Origin of the sequence: Bradyrhizobium sp. LB8.2, assembly GCF_040548035.1 — a bacterium.
Classification (GTDB): Bacteria; Pseudomonadota; Alphaproteobacteria; order Rhizobiales; family Xanthobacteraceae; genus Bradyrhizobium.
The window spans coordinates 79,965-96,721 of sequence record NZ_JBEPQV010000028.1 but is presented as its reverse complement, the minus strand read 5'-3'; the positions used below and the strand labels follow the sequence as shown (position 1 = coordinate 96,721).

18 protein-coding genes are annotated in these 16,757 nt (G+C 64.7%); 3 read left to right on the top strand and 15 right to left on the bottom strand.

Annotated elements, in window-relative coordinates; genetic code table 11:
* Window positions 1-15 precede the first annotated feature (15 nt).
* Window positions 16-1,569, top strand: coding sequence for a winged helix-turn-helix domain-containing protein (locus tag ABIB06_RS28570; protein ID WP_354048047.1), 1,554 nt, complete (start codon window positions 16-18; stop codon window positions 1,567-1,569).
* A gap of 12 nt (window positions 1,570-1,581) precedes the next feature.
* Here the strand turns inward: ABIB06_RS28570 and ABIB06_RS28565 are convergent, their stop codons facing one another.
* Genes ABIB06_RS28565 through yajC form a run of 6 tightly spaced genes read right to left on the bottom strand, consistent with a single transcriptional unit; the run spans window position 1,582 to window position 7,223 of the window.
* Window positions 1,582-2,826 carry a threonine ammonia-lyase gene (locus tag ABIB06_RS28565; protein ID WP_354047922.1) on the bottom strand — a complete coding sequence of 415 codons (1,245 nt, stop codon included), beginning with the start codon at window positions 2,824-2,826 and terminating at the stop codon, window positions 1,582-1,584.
* 45 nt (window positions 2,827-2,871) lie between these two features.
* Complete coding sequence (locus ABIB06_RS28560) at window positions 2,872-3,735, bottom strand: phytoene/squalene synthase family protein (protein WP_354047924.1); 864 nt, start codon at window positions 3,733-3,735, stop codon at window positions 2,872-2,874.
* Complete coding sequence (locus tag ABIB06_RS28555; RefSeq protein ID WP_354047925.1) at window positions 3,732-4,115, bottom strand: Mth938-like domain-containing protein; 384 nt, start codon at window positions 4,113-4,115, stop codon at window positions 3,732-3,734. The genes ABIB06_RS28560 and ABIB06_RS28555 overlap by 4 nt, the downstream gene beginning before the upstream one ends.
* A gap of 60 nt (window positions 4,116-4,175) precedes the next feature.
* Window positions 4,176-5,195 carry a protein translocase subunit SecF gene (secF, locus tag ABIB06_RS28550; protein ID WP_354047927.1) on the bottom strand — a complete coding sequence of 340 codons (1,020 nt, stop codon included), beginning with the start codon at window positions 5,193-5,195 and terminating at the stop codon, window positions 4,176-4,178.
* A gap of 10 nt (window positions 5,196-5,205) precedes the next feature.
* The gene (gene secD / locus ABIB06_RS28545) at window positions 5,206-6,810 is read right to left on the bottom strand and encodes a protein translocase subunit SecD (RefSeq protein WP_247349155.1); all 1,605 of its coding nucleotides are present in this window, start codon (window positions 6,808-6,810) and stop codon (window positions 5,206-5,208) included.
* A 47-nt stretch (window positions 6,811-6,857) separates the two neighbouring features.
* Entirely contained in the window at window positions 6,858-7,223 is a 366-nt protein-coding gene (gene yajC / locus ABIB06_RS28540) for a preprotein translocase subunit YajC (RefSeq protein WP_007590674.1), read from the bottom strand.
* Between the two features lie 180 nt (window positions 7,224-7,403).
* Between yajC and ABIB06_RS28535 the strand changes: the two genes are divergently transcribed.
* Complete coding sequence (locus ABIB06_RS28535; protein ID WP_354047931.1) at window positions 7,404-8,408, top strand: ATP-binding protein; 1,005 nt, start codon at window positions 7,404-7,406, stop codon at window positions 8,406-8,408.
* Between the two features lie 135 nt (window positions 8,409-8,543).
* Here ABIB06_RS28535 and ABIB06_RS28530 read toward each other — a convergent pair whose 3' ends face one another.
* Both ABIB06_RS28530 and ABIB06_RS28525 read right to left on the bottom strand, forming a co-directional pair.
* On the bottom strand, window positions 8,544-9,929 hold the full coding sequence (locus ABIB06_RS28530; protein WP_354069501.1) for a LysM peptidoglycan-binding domain-containing M23 family metallopeptidase: 1,386 nt from the start codon (window positions 9,927-9,929) through the stop codon (window positions 8,544-8,546).
* Between the two features lie 109 nt (window positions 9,930-10,038).
* Window positions 10,039-10,689: a protein-L-isoaspartate(D-aspartate) O-methyltransferase gene (locus ABIB06_RS28525; protein ID WP_247349468.1), complete on the bottom strand. Its 651-nt coding sequence runs from the start codon at window positions 10,687-10,689 to the stop codon at window positions 10,039-10,041.
* A gap of 224 nt (window positions 10,690-10,913) precedes the next feature.
* Between ABIB06_RS28525 and ABIB06_RS28520 the strand changes: the two genes are divergently transcribed.
* Window positions 10,914-11,285 (top strand): response regulator, encoded by a 372-nt coding sequence (locus tag ABIB06_RS28520; RefSeq protein WP_008547195.1) that lies wholly within the window; start codon window positions 10,914-10,916, stop codon window positions 11,283-11,285.
* Window positions 11,286-11,304: 19 nt separating this feature from the next.
* On the opposite strand, the gene surE is transcribed toward ABIB06_RS28520, so the two are convergent.
* The 7 genes from surE to scpB form a co-directional block, all read right to left on the bottom strand.
* Window positions 11,305-12,072, bottom strand: a complete 768-nt coding sequence (surE, locus tag ABIB06_RS28515; RefSeq protein ID WP_354047937.1) for a 5'/3'-nucleotidase SurE — start codon at window positions 12,070-12,072, stop codon at window positions 11,305-11,307.
* A 100-nt stretch (window positions 12,073-12,172) separates the two neighbouring features.
* Window positions 12,173-12,535: a hypothetical protein gene (locus tag ABIB06_RS28510; RefSeq protein ID WP_354047939.1), complete on the bottom strand. Its 363-nt coding sequence runs from the start codon at window positions 12,533-12,535 to the stop codon at window positions 12,173-12,175.
* A 94-nt stretch (window positions 12,536-12,629) separates the two neighbouring features.
* On the bottom strand, window positions 12,630-13,961 hold the full coding sequence (serS, locus tag ABIB06_RS28505; protein WP_354047940.1) for a serine--tRNA ligase: 1,332 nt from the start codon (window positions 13,959-13,961) through the stop codon (window positions 12,630-12,632).
* 187 nt (window positions 13,962-14,148) lie between these two features.
* Complete coding sequence (tatC, locus tag ABIB06_RS28500; protein ID WP_247349162.1) at window positions 14,149-14,961, bottom strand: twin-arginine translocase subunit TatC; 813 nt, start codon at window positions 14,959-14,961, stop codon at window positions 14,149-14,151.
* A complete protein-coding gene (gene tatB, locus ABIB06_RS28495) occupies window positions 14,958-15,521 on the bottom strand; it encodes a Sec-independent protein translocase protein TatB (protein WP_354047943.1) in 564 nt (187 codons plus the stop codon). Before tatB ends, tatC begins: the two co-directional genes overlap by 4 nt.
* Window positions 15,522-15,606: 85 nt before the next feature.
* Window positions 15,607-15,840: a twin-arginine translocase TatA/TatE family subunit gene (locus ABIB06_RS28490; RefSeq protein WP_247349164.1), complete on the bottom strand. Its 234-nt coding sequence runs from the start codon at window positions 15,838-15,840 to the stop codon at window positions 15,607-15,609.
* A gap of 167 nt (window positions 15,841-16,007) precedes the next feature.
* Window positions 16,008-16,751 (bottom strand): SMC-Scp complex subunit ScpB, encoded by a 744-nt coding sequence (gene scpB, locus ABIB06_RS28485; protein ID WP_247349166.1) that lies wholly within the window; start codon window positions 16,749-16,751, stop codon window positions 16,008-16,010.
* Between the last annotated feature and the right edge of the window lie 6 nt (window positions 16,752-16,757).

Below are 16,757 nucleotides of genomic sequence, written 5' to 3'. Positions count from 1 at the left end.
TGCCCTTCTTTGGCAATGGCCATGATCCTTGAATTTGGTCCATTCCGTCTGGACGCCGATGCAAGAATCCTTTTCCACGGTGCCGAGCCGACCCCCCTCGGCCAGCGAGCCGTCCTGCTCTTGGCCCTGCTCGTGCGACGGGCCGGCGCGCCGGTGTCCAAGGAAGCCTTGATCGAGGCGGCGTGGCCCGCCCAGGCAATCGAAGACAGTAATTTGACCGTCCAAATCGCTGCTGCGCGGCGCATTTTGGCGGATATCTCTGGAGAGGCCCGCTGGATCGAGACCCTGCCGCGGCACGGCTACCGCTATGTGGGTCCCTCCGTTACGACGTCCCAGCGGGATCACGCATCCGCCGCCTCCGCAGCGCCATCGCTGATGTTGCCTGACAGGCCGTCAATCGCGGTCTTGCCCTTCGCGAACCTGAGCGGTGATGCAGAGCAGGACTACTTTGCCGACGGGATGGTCGACGATATCATCACAGGACTGTCGCGCATCAATTGGCTGTTCGTGATCGCGCGGAATTCGACGTTCATTTACAAGGGCCGTGCGGTGGACTTGAAACAGGTCGGCCGCGAGCTTGGCGTCCGGTATGTGCTGGAAGGCAGCGTCCGGAAGACCGGCACAACGGTCCGTATCACAGGCCAGTTGATCGATACGTCGACCGGCGGGCATGTGTGGGCCGAGCGCTACGACCGCCGGTCCGAGGACGTTTTCGCCCTCCAGGATGACATCGCCCTATCGGTCGTCGGCGCCATTGCGCCGAGCCTGCGGCGCGCCGAATTCAACAGGGTCAAGCGCCAACGGCCCGACAGCCTCGATGCGTATGATCTTGTCCTGCGGGCCCAGCCGGATGTCGATTCCGGAATGCCTGAGCAGGTCACGCAGGCCCTTGTGCTGCTCGCGCGTTCGATCGCGCTAGAGCCTACTTATGCGCTAGCGCACGGCAATGCCGCAATGTGCCACCATTGCCTGTTCCTTCGAGCCGATTTGCAGGAGGTCAATCGGGCCGCGTCTATCGATCATGCTCGGTCGGCCCTGATCCACGGACAGGATGACGCGCTTGCTCTCACCCTTGCGGCTTTTTCGATCGGCATGGATGGGCACGATCGTTCCGCAGCATTCACTGCACTCGACGCCGCACTCGCCATCAGCCCATCATCGGCGCTGACCTACATCCTCGGCAGCGTCATGCTCGGTTGGGGCGGCGAAGCCGACCGCGCCATCGAGTGGAGCGAAAGGGGCGTGCGGCTCAGTCCGTTCGATCCCTGGGCCTTTGCTGCGTTCGACGCCCAGGCCATGGGTCACTTCCACCGCGGTCGATATGAAGAAGCCTGTCGTGCGGCCTACCGGTCGGTTCAGGCCAATCCTCGACATAGCATTACCTATGTGCAACTGGCCGCGGCGCTCGCAAAGCTCGGACGTCTGGAAGAAGCGAAGGCGGCGGCCGCCCGGGTGCTTGAGTTGCATCCGACGTTCCGCTACAGTCGGCAGTTCTCAGGCGTCAACTGTTCCCCGGCGCTTGCGTCGTCCCTTGGCGAGGCGCTTCGTGCCGCCGGCCTGCCGGAATAACGGTCGCGCCAATCACGTGCAGCGCGCACTCAATCCGGATGCGCCAAGCTTGGCCATGACCTCGTCGAGATGGGCGCTGTCGCGGGTCTCGATGACGAGTTGCAGCAGCGTCGCCTTCGCCGGCAGGTCCGAGAACGTGCGCTGGTGCGAGACCTCGATGATGTTGGCGCCGGCCTCGGCCAGCAGTGCCGCGACCGCAGCCAGTTGACCGGGCCTGTCGGGGATGTCGAGCGACAATTGGGTCAGCCGCCCCTCGCGCGCCAACTCGCGGGTAAGGACCGACGCGATCAGCCGTGTGTCGATATTGCCGCCGCTCAGCACCAGCCCGACCTTCTGGCCGGCAAAGCGGGAGGGATCGGACATCAGCGCAGCGAGGCCAGCGGCGCCGGCGCCCTCGACGACCGTCTTCTCGATCGAGATCAGGGTGGCGACCGCACGTTCAAGTTCGGCTTCGTTGACCAGCGCAATGTCGTCGACGAGGCGGCGGACGATTTCGGTCGTGATCTTGCCAGGCGATTTCACCGCGATGCCTTCGGCGAGCGTATCGCCGCGCGCCGGCAGATTGCCGTCATGGATGGCGTTGTACATCGAGGGATAGAGCCAGGCCTCGACGCCGAGGATCCGCAGCGATGGCTTGATCGATTTCGCGGCAATGCCGATCCCGCTGATCAGGCCGCCGCCGCCGATCGGAACGACCAGCGTGTCAAGCTCCGGTACCGCCTTCATCATCTCCAGCCCGACCGTGCCCTGCCCCGCGATGACAAGCGGATCGTCGTAAGGATGGACGAAGATCATGCCGCGAGCTTCGCCGTGGCTGCGTGCATACGCGGCGGATTCCTCCAGCGTCGCGCCCGTGACCACCACCTCGGCGCCGTGGTGCTTGGTGTTCTCGACCTTCACCATGGGCGTGCCGACCGGCATGACGATGGTGGCGGGAATGCCGAGCCGCTTGGCGTGATAGGCAACGCCCTGCGCGTGGTTACCAGCCGACATCGCGACGACGCCGCGCGCGCGCTCCTCCGGTGTCAGCGCCGCGAGGCGGTTGAGCGCGCCGCGCTCCTTGAACGAGGAGGTGAACTGGAGGTTCTCGAATTTCAGCCAGATGTCGCAGCCGCAGATGTTGCTCAGCGTGCGGCTGTAGCTACAGGGCGTCTCGACGACGGCGCCGCGGATGGTCTTGGCGGCGGCATGAATATCATCGGGCGCGACCGGAAGGCCGCTGAGATCAGAGGACACGCTTTGGGACAATTCAGCCATGGGACAGCATAGAGCATTTGGCAAAATGAGGCGATAAGCCAGCTTCTATTTGGTAAATTCCCGCGATCGTGAAGCCCGCCACAGCGTCCACAGCGTGCGCAGCCGCGACGACTGCTGCGGCGTAAACGGATTACGCACGGGCTGCGACAGGCGATCGAGGTCGGGCCGCACCTGGCTCAGCGGCAGAAATGCCGGCCGTGCCGACGGCGGCACCTCCGCCAACAGCGACAAGGCCGTGGTCAAATGCTGCCCGGCCTCGCCCGCGAGTTGGTTCAGGACGGCGCGCAAATTCGGCGTCTCCTTGCCGGCGAACACATCCTCCATGTTGCAGCCATGGCTCGCCAGAACCTGCTGCGGCAAGAACAATCGCCGGTGCGCCGCATCGCGCGGCAAGTTCGCGATGACCTGAGCGATGCCCTGGGCCAGCCCGGCATGCCGCGCGAGATGCTCCGCTGCGTCCAAAGGTGACGCCATGATCCGTGCCGCGAGGGCAAACAGCGCCGAGCAAGTCGCGGCCAGATAGCCTTCGAGCGCCGTCATGGTCGGCATCGGATCGTTGTAGAGGTCGAACTGGTGCTCGTCGGCGAGCAGCGACAGCGGCTCGACCGGCAGGTCGAAATCGCGGATCGCGCGGAGCAGTTCCGCCGCCACCGGATTGCCCTCGGCGCTGCCGTGGACCTGGCCCGAAAGCATGTCGGTCCACCATTGCAGGCGGATTTCGCCCGGCAAGGGCTGGCTCACCTGATCGCGAACGCGGACGATCTCGACATTGAAGGCATAGAGCGCCAGCAGCGCGCGGCGCTCGGGGGCAGGCGCGAACAGGGTCGCGGCATAACGGGAAAAGTCGTGGCTGCGCACGAGGTCAGCGCAGAAGACAGCGGAATCCGGCGGCGGCGCGGAACTGCTCATGGCACGGCGATCAGCGCGGCCGCGACGCGGCGCCGTTCGCCCATCATGATGTTGTAGGTGCGCACGGCAGGTCCGGTCTGCATCGTGTCCAGCACCACCCTCACCGCTTTCAGCGCCTGGCGCAGCTCCGGCGGCGGCAGCCAGACACCGGTTCCCGTCCCGATCAGAAGCGTGTCGATACTGTTGGCGGAGATGAACACCCGCTCCAGCGAATAGCAGTCGATCCGCGCCGGGTCGGTCACGTTCCAGGCCCAGATCGCGTCAGGCAGGCAGAGCAGCGAGCCCCGATGCGACATCCCGGCAAAGGCGAAGCCGCCCTTGCCATAGGCTTCGATCGGCGCCGAGCGCGGGAAATGCGGTGCGTTGGAATCGCCGGCCATGAGCTTCGTCCGAATAGGCTTATCGCCCTCGCAAACGCCTGCGAGTGCATGCGGTTCGGATCATGCCTTGTTTTTCTTCGCCGGCGCAGCCGTATCGCGCGCATCTTCGCGATGCTCGCCGACGCCGAGATAGATCAGGATCGGGGCCGCGATGAAGATCGAGGTGTAGGTGCCGACCAGCACCACGCCGAACATCATCACCGCGGTGAAGCTGTGGATGGCATGACCGCCGAACAGGAGCAGGGCCAGCAGCGCCAGCGTCACCGTGAAGTGGGTGATGATCGAGCGCGACAGCGTCGAGTTAATGGACTCGTTGAGGAGCTGCGGCATCGGCATCTTCTTGTAGCGCCGCAGCATTTCACGGATGCGGTCGTAGATGACGACGGTGTCGTTCAGCGAATAGCCGAGAATGGTCAGAAGTGCCGCGATACTGGTCAGGTCGAAATCGACCTGGCTGATCGACATGAATCCGATCGTCAGCACGATGTCGTGCACGTTGGCGATCATGGCGCCGAGCGCGAACTGCCACTCGAAGCGGAACCAGAGGTAGACCAGGATCGAGACGATCGCGAGCATCAGGCCGAGCATGCCGTAGGCCAGCAGCTCGCCGGAGACGCGCGGACCCACCACCTCGACGCGGCGATAGTCGACGGAATCTCCGAGCGCGGAACGAACCTTCTGCACGGCCTCCTGCTGCGCGGCGTCACCGCCCGGCTGCTCCGCGACGCGGATCAGGACGTCGGCCGGACCGCCGAACTGCTGCAGCTGGACTTCGCCGAGGCGCAAACCATCCAGCGTCGTACGCATCGCCGCGATATCGGCGGTGCCGGACTTGGCCTGCACTTCGAGCAGCGTGCCGCCGCGGAAGTCGATGCCGAAATTCAGCCCGTGGGTGAAGAACAGCGTGATTGCGACGATCGACAACGCTGCTGAGATCGGGAAGCTGATGCGGCGGAAGCGCGTGAAGTCGAAATGGGTAACGTCGGGGACGATGCGCAGCGACGGCAGCCAGCCGAATGCCGCAACCACGGTGAGAATGGCAATGAGGACGCCGAGCCCGATGAGAACAGTATGATTCACGATCAGGCTCCTAGATCGGCACGCTCTGCGGCCGCTTCCACCGCACCCATCCAGCGACGATCAGCCGGGTCAGGGTGAAGGCGGTAAACACCGTGGTGATGATGCCGATGCCGAGCGTCACGGCGAAGCCGCGCACCGGACCGGTGCCGATGTAGAACAGCACCGCGGCGGCAATGAAGGTAGTGATGTTGGAATCGAGGATGGTCGCGAGCGCCCGCTTGAAGCCGGCGTCGATCGCCGAGATTGCGTTGCGGCCGCCACGCAATTCCTCGCGGATGCGCTCGTAGATCAGCACGTTGGAATCGACCGCGATGCCGACGGTGAGCACGATGCCGGCGATTCCGGGCAGCGTCAGCGTCGCGTTGAGCAGCGACAGCAGGCCGAAGATCATGGCGACGTTGATGGCCACCGCGATGTTGGCGAACACGCCGAACAGCCGATAGGTCAGGAGCATGAAGATGATGACCAGAATCGAACCGACATAGGCCGCAAGCTCGCCCTTCTCGATCGAGTCCTGGCCGAGGCCCGGACCGACGGTACGTTCCTCGACCACCGTGAGCGGTGCCGGCAGCGCGCCGGCGCGCAGCAGGATCGCAAGATCGTTGGCCGATTGCACGGTGAAGCTGCCGGAGATCTGGCCCTGGCCACCGGTGATGGGCTCGCGGATCACAGGCGCGGAGATCACCTTGTTGTCGAGCACGATCGCGAAGGGCAGCCCGACGTTCTCTTGCGTGGCCTGCGAGAATTTGCGCGCGCCTGACGTATTGAACTTGAAGCTGACGACGGGTTCACTGGTGCGCTGGTCGAAGGTCGCCTGGGCGTCGGTTAGGTCGCCGCCCGCAACCAGCACCTGCTTCTTGACCACGTAGCCGGGCGGCGGCGGCGTGGCGCTCGGCAGGAACTCGGAGTCCGGCGGCAACGCGCCCTGCTGCGCTTGGTCCGGCGGCACCGAAGGATCGACCATGCGGAATTCCATCTTTGCAGTCTTGCCCAGCAATTCCTTCAGGCGGGTCGGGTCCTGGAGGCCGGGGACCTGCACCAGGATGCGATCGTTGCCCTGGCGCTGGATGACGGGCTCGACGGTCCCGAGCTCGTTGACGCGACGTTCGACGATCTGGATCGACTGCTCGATGGTCTTGCGCATGCGCTCGATCATCGCGGCCTGCGGGATGGCGAGCCGGATCAGGCCGCCGCCAGCATCCGTCACCTCGAGGTCGCGCTGACCGCTGGATCCGACCAGTCCGCCCAGCGGCTGGGCCAGCTCGCGCAGCTTGGCGAGCGCGGCCTGCTGGTCGGATTCCTTGGTGATCCGAACCTCGGCCGCGTCGTTGCGCACGGTGACGCCGCCGGTGAAGCCGATCTTGGCATCGCGCAGCGTCCGGCGAACGTCGTCGCGGACCTGATCGAGCCGCTCCTTCTTCACATAATTGCCGTCGACCTCGAGCAGCAGATAGGAGCCGCCTTGAAGATCGAGGCCGAGCACGAGTCGGCGCTGCGCCCAGGCGGGCCAGGTCTTGACCTGCGCTTCGGGGAAGAAGTTCGGGACCGCGCAGAGGCACACGATCAGCGCCGTCAGGATAATCCCGAGCGCCTTCCACCGCGTGAAATACAACATCGACTGGACCTGTCAGATCAGGAGATTTGAGAGACTCGCGGAAGCGCTTACTTCGCCGCCGCGTCGTCCTTGGCGCTTTCCTTGGATTCTTTGGCCGGCTCGCCCTTGGCGCGCACGCCGGAGACCATCGAGCGCATCTGCCGCACGCGCACGCCGTCAGCAATTTCGAACTCGATCTGGTCGTCGTCGACGACCTTGGTGACCTTGCCGACGAGGCCGCCCGAGGTCACGACGGTGTCGCCGCGACGGATGTTCTTCACGAGATCGGCATGGTCACGGACCTTCTTCTGCTGCGGACGCAGAATCAGGAAGTACATGATCACGAAGATCAGGGCGAACGGCAGCAGCGACATCAACATGCCGCTGGTGTCGCCGGCGCCCGCAGCCTGGGCATACGCAGGGGTAATCAGCATTCGGACGATCCTCGAGAGAACGGGGGAAAACCGGTCAGGCCCAAATGGCGACCGGTTCGGTCAAATTCGCGCGGACTATAGCGGCCATTGCCCCAATTGCAACGCTGCCAGACCGTCGATTTGGCCACCTTGCGGAGCGTGCTCAGGCCCGATAAGGCTGCGTTCTCAGGAACTTCGGACATGCCCCAAAAACCAAGCAAAAGCCCGGCCGGCAAAGGCCCCCGCACCGCTGCCAGGAAGCATGCCCGCGTCGCGGCAAAACGTCCCAAGGCGGCCTCCAAGGCAACTGCCAAGGCAGCTTCCAAGGCGACCCCTGACCTCTCCCAGGAGCGCGTCGTTCGCGCACTGGAGACGATCGCGGCGCACCTCTCCGCCCAAGGCAAGCTCGCCGTCGAACGCGAATCGTTCAAGCAGGCGGATGCTTTCGTCTGGCACCCGGACGGCCGCCTTGCGGCGGTGCCACGGGTCAGCCGCGTCGAGCTGTTCCTGCTCAAAGGCGTCGATCGGGTGCGCGACATCCTGATCGAGAACACCGAGCGCTTCACCAATGGCCTGCCCGCCAACAACGCGCTGCTCTGGGGCGCGCGCGGCATGGGCAAGTCATCGCTGGTGAAGGCGGCGCATGCCAGCATCAACGCGGGGCGCAAACCGGCCGACAGACTGAAGCTGATCGAGATTCATCGCGAGGACATCGAGAGCCTGCCCGCACTCATGGAGCAGCTCCGCGCCTCGTCCTTCCGCTTCATCGTGTTCTGCGACGACCTCTCCTTCGACGGCAATGATGCGTCCTACAAGTCGCTCAAGGCGGTGCTCGAAGGCGGCATCGAGGGCCGACCCGAGAACGTCATCCTCTACGCCACCTCCAACCGCCGCCATCTGCTGGCGCGCGAGATGATCGAGAACGAGCGCTCGACCGCGATCAATCCCGGCGAAGCCGTGGAGGAGAAGGTCTCGCTGTCGGATCGGTTCGGCCTCTGGCTCGGCTTCCACCGCTGCAGCCAGGACGAATATCTCGCCATGGTGCGCGGCTATTGCAGCCATTTCGGCGTCAAGGTCGACGACGAGGCGCTGGAACGCGAGGCACTGGAATGGTCCACGACGCGCGGCTCGCGCTCGGGCCGCGTCGCCTGGCAGTTCGTGCAGGAGCTTGCGGGACGGCTCGGCGTGAAGCTGACGGCGAAGTAATCAGTCGGAAGCTGTTGCCCGGCCCATCGCTGTCATTCCCCGCGCAGGCGAGGAATCCAGTATTCCAGAGACGGTTGTGATCAATCGAGAGGCTGCGGCGTACTGGACGGATTCAGTGCCGGGGCAACGCAGGCCTCACGCCCCGTTCAGGAATTGAAGCGGGTCAACCGGGCTCGATCCCTTACGGATCTCGAAGTGGAGCTGCGGCGACGCCACCTCCCCGGATTGACCCGATTTGGCGATGACCTGGCCGCGCTTGATGGTATCACCGCGCTTCACCATCAGCTCACTCGCATGGGCATATGCGGTGACGTAGCCGTTGGAGTGCCGAACCAGGATGAGATTGCCATAACCTTTCAGCTCGTTGCCGGAATAGGCAACGACGCCGTCTTCGGCCGCCTTGATGGGCGTACCCTCGGGCACCGCGAGATTTATGCCGTCATTGGACTTGCCATTGGTCTTGGCGCCGTAAGTCGTGACCACTTTTCCGCGCACCGGCCAGCGGAAGGTCGGCAGCGCGCTGGTGGTCTCCGCAGCTTTCGCCGGAGCTTCCGCGGTCTTCTCTTCGACATTGGCCGTGGCCTGCGCCAGGCGCGCGCTCTGCACCGGCGCGGCGACGGCCGCCATCTTGGTCGCAGGCGCAGGAGCGACCGCGACGGGCTGTAGCGTACCCACGACGGGGGCGGATCCGACCGGAGCCGCGGCAACCGGCGCCGCGAGGGCGGCAGTCCTGGCACCGGGCACGGCCAGCCGGGTGCCGAGCTTGAGCTTTGCAGACGGATTGAGGCCGTTGGCGCGGGCCAGTTCAGCCGCCGAGATGTGGTTCTTGCGGGCGATGCTGACGAGCGTGTCGCCGTGGTTCACGAAGTGCGTGCTCGGCGGCACGGCAACGGCAGCAACCGGCTTCGCAGCAGGCGCCACCGCAACGGGAGCCATGAGCGGCGCGGGCGCAGCGGCCGTGGCCTGGTGCGGGATGATCAGCTGCTGGCCGGGCGAGAGCGAGCGCGGGCCCTTATAGCCGTTGGCCGCGAGGATCGCCTGGGGCGTGACGCGATAGCGTTTGGCGAGCAACTCAAGCGTATCGCTGGTGCCGACGATGATCTTGGTTCCACCGACCGGCTGGGCGGCTGCAACCGAGCGCGGCGGCACGGTGGCCGTGGTCTCCAGATGCGGCTGCGCCGGGGGTGCGTAGGACCCCATGCCACGTCCGCCTCCAGACACACCGCCACCTGCCGCAACCGGATAGGATTGCGACGCAGACACCGCCGGCGGCGACAAGGGCTGCGACTGGTAGTAGCCGGACTGCGTCTGTGGCCGCGAATATTGCGGCAGCTCGCGCTGCGGCGGCGGTGCCTGCTGCACCGAGCCGGTCGATTCCTGCGCGAAGGGGTTGGAGAAGTTCGACTGGGACATGCGCGACGACATGTCGGCGCTGCACCCTGCGAAGCTGAAGGAGATCAGCGCCAGCACCGCGACCTGCGGTACGCGGCGCGAGTAAAGCAACTCGGCGACAGCGGACATGGTTACTCACTCGTACGCAACAGAACTGGTCTTTTAAGTAAACACGCGCCGAGTAAATAACGGCTTAACCCTCCCAATAAGATGTTGGCAGCACATCCAATCCGGAATTCTACAGCTCCCGCGCCACGCCGGGCAGCGCCGGCACGAAGCGGACGTCGACGAGTTCCTTGCGCTCGATCCCGGCCTCGGTCCGGCTCAGGCGGATCAGCGTCTGCACGCCCTGATGCGGGCCGACGGGCGCGATCAGGATGCCGCCCACCTCCAGCCGCTCGATCAGGTTGTCCGGAATCTGCTCCATCGCGGCCGTGACGATGATGCGGTCGAACGGGCCGATATTGGGCGGCAGATTGAGTCCGTCGCCCAGCATCACCTCGACATTATGACAGTTGAGCTTTTCAAGCCTGATACGTGCGGCGTCCGCGAGCTTGCGGTAGCGCTCGACGGTCAACACCTGGCCGGCGAGCCGCGACAGCACCGCGGCCTGGTAGCCCGAGCCGGCGCCGATCTCGAGCACACGGTGCTTCTTCTGGAGCTGGAGCTGCTCGGTCATATAGGCGACGACGAAGGGCTGGCTGATGGTCTGCCCGCAGGCGATCGGCAGCGCGGTATCGCGATAGGCCCCGTCGCGATCGGCTTCGTCCACGAACTGCTCGCGCGGCACCTCCTCCATGGTCCGCAGGATCGCCTGGTCGCTGATACCCCGGCGCCTCAGCGTGAGCTGAAACATCATCTTTTCCGGCGGGTGCTGATGGGAGGTCATTGCCTGCTTATGCTGTTTTGGGGATCCGGGATGCCAACCCCGGGGCGCGAGAATCTTGTTCCGGTTCAGGAACCCGTGATACGCTTCTGCTGGCGTATCTGACCACAAATCGGCTTGCAACGGGCGAGCCTCGATGGCCATTTCAGACATCCGATCGTCGAAACGCGCATTGCGTCGATTCACGTTATCTGCGAACGTTTTTGGCAATGGGCAAGGACTCTACCATGACCGCGACGGGGCTTTCAGGCCGCTCTGTATTCCTCGTCGAAGACGAGGTGATGATCAGGATGATGGTCGCGGATATGCTCGAAGAGCTGGGCTACAAGGTCGCGGCTGAGGCGGGCGACATCACCGAAGCCATGCGGCTCGCCCAGGCAACCGAGTTCGACATCGCCATTCTCGACGTCAACGTCAACGGCAAGGTCATCTCGCCGGTCGCCGATGTCATCAAGGCGAAAGGCTGCCCGTTCATCTTCGCCACCGGCTACGGCTCCTCCGGGCTCCCCGAGCAGTACCGCGATCGGCCGGCGCTTCAGAAGCCGTTTCAGCTCGACGCGCTCGGCAAGACCATCGAAGCCGCGCTTCGCGGCGGCTAGGCCTTAAGTTCCAGCAGACTTACTTCAGCGTCGCACTCAGCGCCTCGGAAAACGCTTCGTTGGTGCGGTCGAGTCTGAGCGGCGTGACGGAGACGTAGCGTCCGCGCAGCGCCGCGAGATCGGTGCCTTCGGCGGGCGTATCAATCATCGCCGCGCGCTCGAAGCCGATCCAGAAATAGGGATTGCCGCGGCCGTCCTTGCGCTCGTCGATCCTGAGGAAGCCGAGATTGCGCTTGCCCTGCCGCGTCACGCGGATGCCCAGCACATCTTCCGGCGCGCAAGCCGGGAAGTTGACGTTGATGACCGTGTCCTTCGGGATGCCGGCGGCGATCACCTTGCGCAGGATGTCGGGGCCGAATTTGCGCGCTGTGTCCCACAGCGGCTGGTCGCGGGTCTCGACGCTGAATTCCTGCGACAGCGCGAACGACGGCAGCCCCAGGATGGTGCCTTCCAGCGCACCGGCGATGGTGCCGGAATAGACCACGTCCTCGGCGACGTTGCGGCCCTTGTTGACGCCCGACAGCACGACGTCGGGCAGCTTGGCGCCGAGGATGTGGCGCGCGCCCATGATGACGCAGTCGGTCGGCGTGCCGCGCACGGCGAAGTGCCGCGGGCCGACTTCGCGCAGGCGCAGGGGATCGTTCAGCGACAGCGAATGCGACACGCCGGACTGGTCGAGCTCAGGCGCGACCACCCAGACGTCATCGGACAATGCGCGTGCGATCTCCTCCAGCACCTTGAGGCCGGGGGCGTGGATGCCGTCGTCATTGGTGCAGAGAATGCGCATGCGAAAGGTCGATTCCTGAAACGGGTCTGATCCGTCTTATCCGGCTGGGGCCGATCAGGCAAACCGGCCGATCGGGGGCCGGCGGCCGTTCCCGGTTCTGTTAGCGGCGAACGCGCCATTGCGGCAGGAAGCGCGCCAGCCGGCCCTCCGCATGCAGCTTCATCGCCGGCACGACCGGTCTCACGATTGGAGCCTCGATGACGCCGAGCGCCTCCAGCTGTTCAACGAACGGGTCCGCCACCGGCGCCTGCGGAAAGCGTTCCCGTGCCATCGTCAGCGCGTTGTCGAAATCCGCGGCATTCACGCCGGGCTTGGCCCGCCGGCTCTGGACCAGATCGTCGTCCCATAGCCGCGCGATCGCGATGTCGAGCACGCCACGCAGCCGCTGATCGACAGCCTGGATGCCGGCCCCTGTCACCGCCCATTGTCTGCCCACCCAGAAGATGTCGCGGTGCAAGGCCATGAACGAGGGGTTCGCGTTGTCGGGTGGCCGGCAGGATAACCGGCCGCGCGATCTTCGCAACCAAACGTTTCTGAGTTTCAGATTGGCAACACGCCTACTCGCGCGCGACCACCTTGATCCCGCCCATATAGGGCTGGAGCACGCTGGGGACCGCGATCGAGCCGTCCTCCTGCTGATAGGTCTCCATCACGGCGATCAGCGCGCGGCCGACTGCGGTCCCGGAGCCGTTCAGCGTGTGCACAAAGCGGGGCTTCCCGTCCGGCCCACGCGAGCGCGCATCCATGCGGCGGGCCTGGAAATCGCCGCACACCGAGCAACTCGATATCTCGCGAAATGCGCCGCCCTCACCTTGGCCCGGCATCCAGACCTCGATGTCATAGGTTTTTTGCGACGAAAAACCCATATCTCCTGCGCAGAGCGTCATCACACGGTAGTGCAGGTCGAGCTTCTGCAATACCTGTTCGGCGCAGGACAGCATCCGCTCCAGCTCGTCCTTGCTCACCTCCGGCGTCGTGATCGAGACCAGCTCGACCTTGGTGAACTGGTGTTGGCGTATCATGCCGCGGGTGTCGCGCCCGGCCGCGCCCGCCTCGGCGCGGAAACACGGCGTCAACGCGGTGAGCCGCATCGGCAGCTGCTTCTCGTCGAGAATGGATTCGCGAACGAGATTGGTGAGGGCAACCTCGGCGGTCGGGATGAGGCCGAGGCGCTCGGTCATCAGCCGCTCAGAGTCCGGCGCGGCCAGGAGCTCGCCCTTGATCGCCCAGAACTGATCGTCCTCGAATTTCGGCAATTGCCCGGTGCCGAACATCACCTCGTTGCGCACCAGCAGCGGCGGGTTGATCTCGGTGTAGCCGTGCTCGTTGGTATGCAGGTCGAGCATGAACTGGCCGAGCGCGCGCTCCAGCCTCGCCAACCCCTTTTTCAGCACGACGAAGCGCGCGCCGGAAAGTTTTGCCGCCGCCTCGAAATCCATGTAGCCGAGCGCGGTGCCGAGATCGTCATGCAGCTGCGGCGCGAAGCCGTAGTTGCGCTTGTTGCCGAACACATGGCGCTGAACGTTGCCGTGCTCGTCGACACCATCGGGCACTTCATCGAATGGAATGTTCGGGATCGCGGACAGCTCCATTGTCAGCAACTCGTCGGCAGCCTTCGCGGCCGCCTCGAGCTCCGGCATCGTTGTCTTCAGCTCGGCGACCTCCGCCATCAGCCTGGCCGCGCGCGTCTCGTTCTTGGCCTTCTTGGCATCGCCGATCTCCTTGGAGGCCGCATTGCGCCGCGCCTGCGCCTGCTCCGAGGCCAGGATCGCCGCCCGCCGCTTCTCGTCGATCGCGAGCAGCGACGCCGACAACGGCTTCAGGCCACGCCGGGCGAGGCCGGCGTCGAAGGCTTGCGGATTGTCGCGGATCGATTTGATGTCGTGCATGGCTGTGGTCCTGGGGCCGCGCGTAAACAGTCAACGTGAATGTTGACGATTTACATGTGCGCGTCTCCTAGCATGGCTATCATCATCCGCGAAGGCGGATGATCCAGTATTCCAGAGAGGTCAATGATTATCCGAGAGGCCGCGGCGTACTGGATTCCCCGCCTTCGCGGGGAATGACACCTCGTCCCTACTCCGCCGGATTAGCCGGGGTCGATACGTCAGTGCCGGTGGCCGCCTTTGAAGCTGCCGCCTTCTTCTCCACAATGCTCACCGCGATGATCGAGCCCTCGTAGAGCGCGAGCAAGGGGATCGCGAGCGAGCACTGGCTGAGCACGTCGGGGGGCGTCAGCACGGCCGCGATGACGAAGGCGATGACGATGAAATAGCGGCGCTTCTCGCGCAGCATTTTTGCCGAGACGATGCCGATCCGGCCCAAGAGCGTCAGGATCACCGGGAGCTGGAAAGCGATGCCGAAGGCAAAGATCAGCGACATCATCAGCGACAGATATTCGCCGACCTTGGGCAGCAGCTGGATCTGCGCGGTCTCGTCGCTGCCGGCCTGCTGCATGCCGAGCGAGAAGCGGACCAGCATCGGCAGCACGACGAAATAGACCAGGGCCGCGCCCAGCACGAAGAAGAACGGGGTCGCGACCAGATACGGCAGGAAGGCATTCTTCTCGTGCTTGTACAGGCCAGGCGCGACGAATTTGTAGATCTGGGTCGCGACGATCGGGAACGAGATGAAGCCGGCGCCGAACAGTGCAAGCTTGAGCTGGGTGATGAAATATTCCAGCAGCGCCGTGTAGATGAATTTGGAGTTCTCGGGACCCGCGACCCACACGAACGGCCAGACCAGCACGTTGTAGATCTGCTTGGCGAAGAAGAAGCACAAGATGAAGGCCACGCCGAAGCCGAGCAGCGCCTTGATCAGCCGCGACCGCAGCTCGATCAGATGGTCCATCAATGGGGCTTTGCTGGCCTCGATATCGGCGTCGCTCATGACGCTTTGGCGTCCTTGATCGCTTCGGATGGTGCGGTGTCCTGTGCGACCTGCGCCTGCTCAACCTCACGGGTGATGGCGAGCGGCTCGTTCACGGCCGCATGCGCTTCGGCCTCCACGAAGGTCTCCGGCCTCGGCGCTTCCGGAGTGGTCGGGGTGAGCGACGCGTCACTTGACGTCGTCGACGCGTCACTTGACGTCGTCGGCGCTTCAATCGAAGTCGCCGGCGGTTCGACCGCCGTGGTGGTCGTCTCGGCCGGCTTGTCCAGGGCATCGACGCGGAGTGCGTCGCTGACGTCCTTCTGCAGCGAGGTCATCAGATTGTTGCCGGCAAAACCGGAAGCCGCTTCCTTGACCTCATCGAAGCTCTTCTTGAGGTCGGCCATTTCGGCCTCGCGCATCGCTTCCTGGAATTGGCCCTGGAATTCGGCGGCCATCTTGCGGGCCTTGCCCATCCACTGCCCGACCATGCGCAGCACGCCCGGCAGCTCTTTCGGGCCGATGGCCACCAGGGCCACGACCCCGATCAGGACCAGTTCACTCCACCCGATGTCGAACATGAGGTCTTCCGTTCACGCCAGCCGCGACCGGCCAATCCCTTGCGCGCAGGATCGGGCGCTACCTGCGTCTCGCGTGCTCTCTGGCTCAGACGGCCTTGCTGCCGACGTCGGACCGTGCCGCGGTCGGCGCGGCAGTGTGCTCGAGGGACTTGGCCGGCTCGGGCTTGTCGGCGACCTTGTCGTCGTCCTGCATGCCCTTCTTGAACGCCTTGATGCCCTGCGCCACGTCGCCCATCAGATCCGAAATCTTGCCGCGGCCGAACAGAAGCAGGACCACTGCGATCACCAGGATCCAGTGCCAAATGCTAAGTGAACCCATCCTGCAATCCTCCAAACGCGTATGGCCGGGGACCGGCCGATCTTCACAGAAACCTAGGCTTGGCAGGTGTCAAAAACAAGGACCAAGGCAGCGCCAATTCGCTGTTGGCGCTACGTAATCTTGCTAGTGTTAACTGGTCGCAGGAGGCCGGTAAAAGAGCTGGGACGTCAGTCCGCGCTGCCGCCCTCACCACCCTCTTCCGGCGGCGTTTCGGGCTCGACCGCAGGCGCCAGCGCCAGATCGAGGTCCTCGCCCGGTTCCAGCGGATCCTCGTCCTCACGCAGTTGCGGGTCGTCCGACGGCGTCGGCACGCTGAATCCGGTCGGCAGACGCGAATCCAGCAGGCCCGTGCCCTTCAACTCCTCCAAGCCCGGCAGATCGCCGAGCTGTTCCAGAGTGAACTGCGACAGGAAGTCCTCGGTGGTTCCGAAGGTCAAGGGACGCCCCGGTGTCTTGCGACGGCCGCGCGGCTTGATCCAGCCGGTTTCCAGCAGCACGTCCAGTGTGCCCTTCGAGGTGACGACGCCGCGGATCTCCTCGATCTCGGCGCGCGTCACGGGCTGGTGATAGGCGATGATCGCGAGCACCTCGATCGCGGCGCGCGACAGGCGGCGGGTCTCGGTGCTCTCACGGGTCATCAGCCAGGCGAGATCGCCCGCGGTGCGGAAGGTCCATTTGTTGGCGACCCGCACGAGGTTCACGCCGCGCAAGGAATAGTCGGCCTGCAACTGCTCGAGCGCGGCCTTCACGTCCACGCCCTCGGGCATGCGCTTGGCCAGCGTCGCAGTGTCCAACGGTTCATTCGAAGCAAACAGCAGCGCTTCCAGCAGCCGCAATTCTTCGGGACGTGCCTGGGACTCGTTCTCCATCGGCTCGGCCTCATCTACCCGCATTTCAGCCAGGCTTGCCATGGCAGA

Excerpts from the sequence above, each read along its gene's own strand:
- ABIB06_RS28530 (WP_354069501.1), bottom strand. The coding sequence starts at position 9,929 with ATGTCCGCTGTCGCCGAGTTGCTTTACTCGCGCCGCGTACCGCAGGTC.
- surE (WP_354047937.1), bottom strand. The coding sequence starts at position 12,072 with ATGCGCATTCTCTGCACCAATGACGACGGCATCCACGCCCCCGGCCTC.
- tatC (WP_247349162.1), bottom strand. The coding sequence starts at position 14,961 with ATGAGCGACGCCGATATCGAGGCCAGCAAAGCCCCATTGATGGACCAT.
- ABIB06_RS28525 (WP_247349468.1), bottom strand. The coding sequence starts at position 10,689 with ATGACCTCCCATCAGCACCCGCCGGAAAAGATGATGTTTCAGCTCACG.
- ABIB06_RS28570 (WP_354048047.1), top strand. The coding sequence starts at position 16 with ATGGCCATGATCCTTGAATTTGGTCCATTCCGTCTGGACGCCGATGCA.
- secD (WP_247349155.1), bottom strand. The coding sequence starts at position 6,810 with ATGTTGTATTTCACGCGGTGGAAGGCGCTCGGGATTATCCTGACGGCG.
- yajC (WP_007590674.1), bottom strand. The coding sequence starts at position 7,223 with ATGCTGATTACCCCTGCGTATGCCCAGGCTGCGGGCGCCGGCGACACC.
- ABIB06_RS28490 (WP_247349164.1), bottom strand. The coding sequence starts at position 15,840 with ATGGGTTCACTTAGCATTTGGCACTGGATCCTGGTGATCGCAGTGGTC.
- ABIB06_RS28510 (WP_354047939.1), bottom strand. The coding sequence starts at position 12,535 with ATGGCCTTGCACCGCGACATCTTCTGGGTGGGCAGACAATGGGCGGTG.
- ABIB06_RS28560 (WP_354047924.1), bottom strand. The coding sequence starts at position 3,735 with ATGAGCAGTTCCGCGCCGCCGCCGGATTCCGCTGTCTTCTGCGCTGAC.
- serS (WP_354047940.1), bottom strand. The coding sequence starts at position 13,961 with ATGCACGACATCAAATCGATCCGCGACAATCCGCAAGCCTTCGACGCC.
- ABIB06_RS28520 (WP_008547195.1), top strand. The coding sequence starts at position 10,914 with ATGACCGCGACGGGGCTTTCAGGCCGCTCTGTATTCCTCGTCGAAGAC.
- ABIB06_RS28535 (WP_354047931.1), top strand. The coding sequence starts at position 7,404 with ATGCCCCAAAAACCAAGCAAAAGCCCGGCCGGCAAAGGCCCCCGCACC.
- scpB (WP_247349166.1), bottom strand. The coding sequence starts at position 16,751 with ATGGCAAGCCTGGCTGAAATGCGGGTAGATGAGGCCGAGCCGATGGAG.
- ABIB06_RS28555 (WP_354047925.1), bottom strand. The coding sequence starts at position 4,115 with ATGGCCGGCGATTCCAACGCACCGCATTTCCCGCGCTCGGCGCCGATC.
- tatB (WP_354047943.1), bottom strand. The coding sequence starts at position 15,521 with ATGTTCGACATCGGGTGGAGTGAACTGGTCCTGATCGGGGTCGTGGCC.
- ABIB06_RS28565 (WP_354047922.1), bottom strand. The coding sequence starts at position 2,826 with ATGGCTGAATTGTCCCAAAGCGTGTCCTCTGATCTCAGCGGCCTTCCG.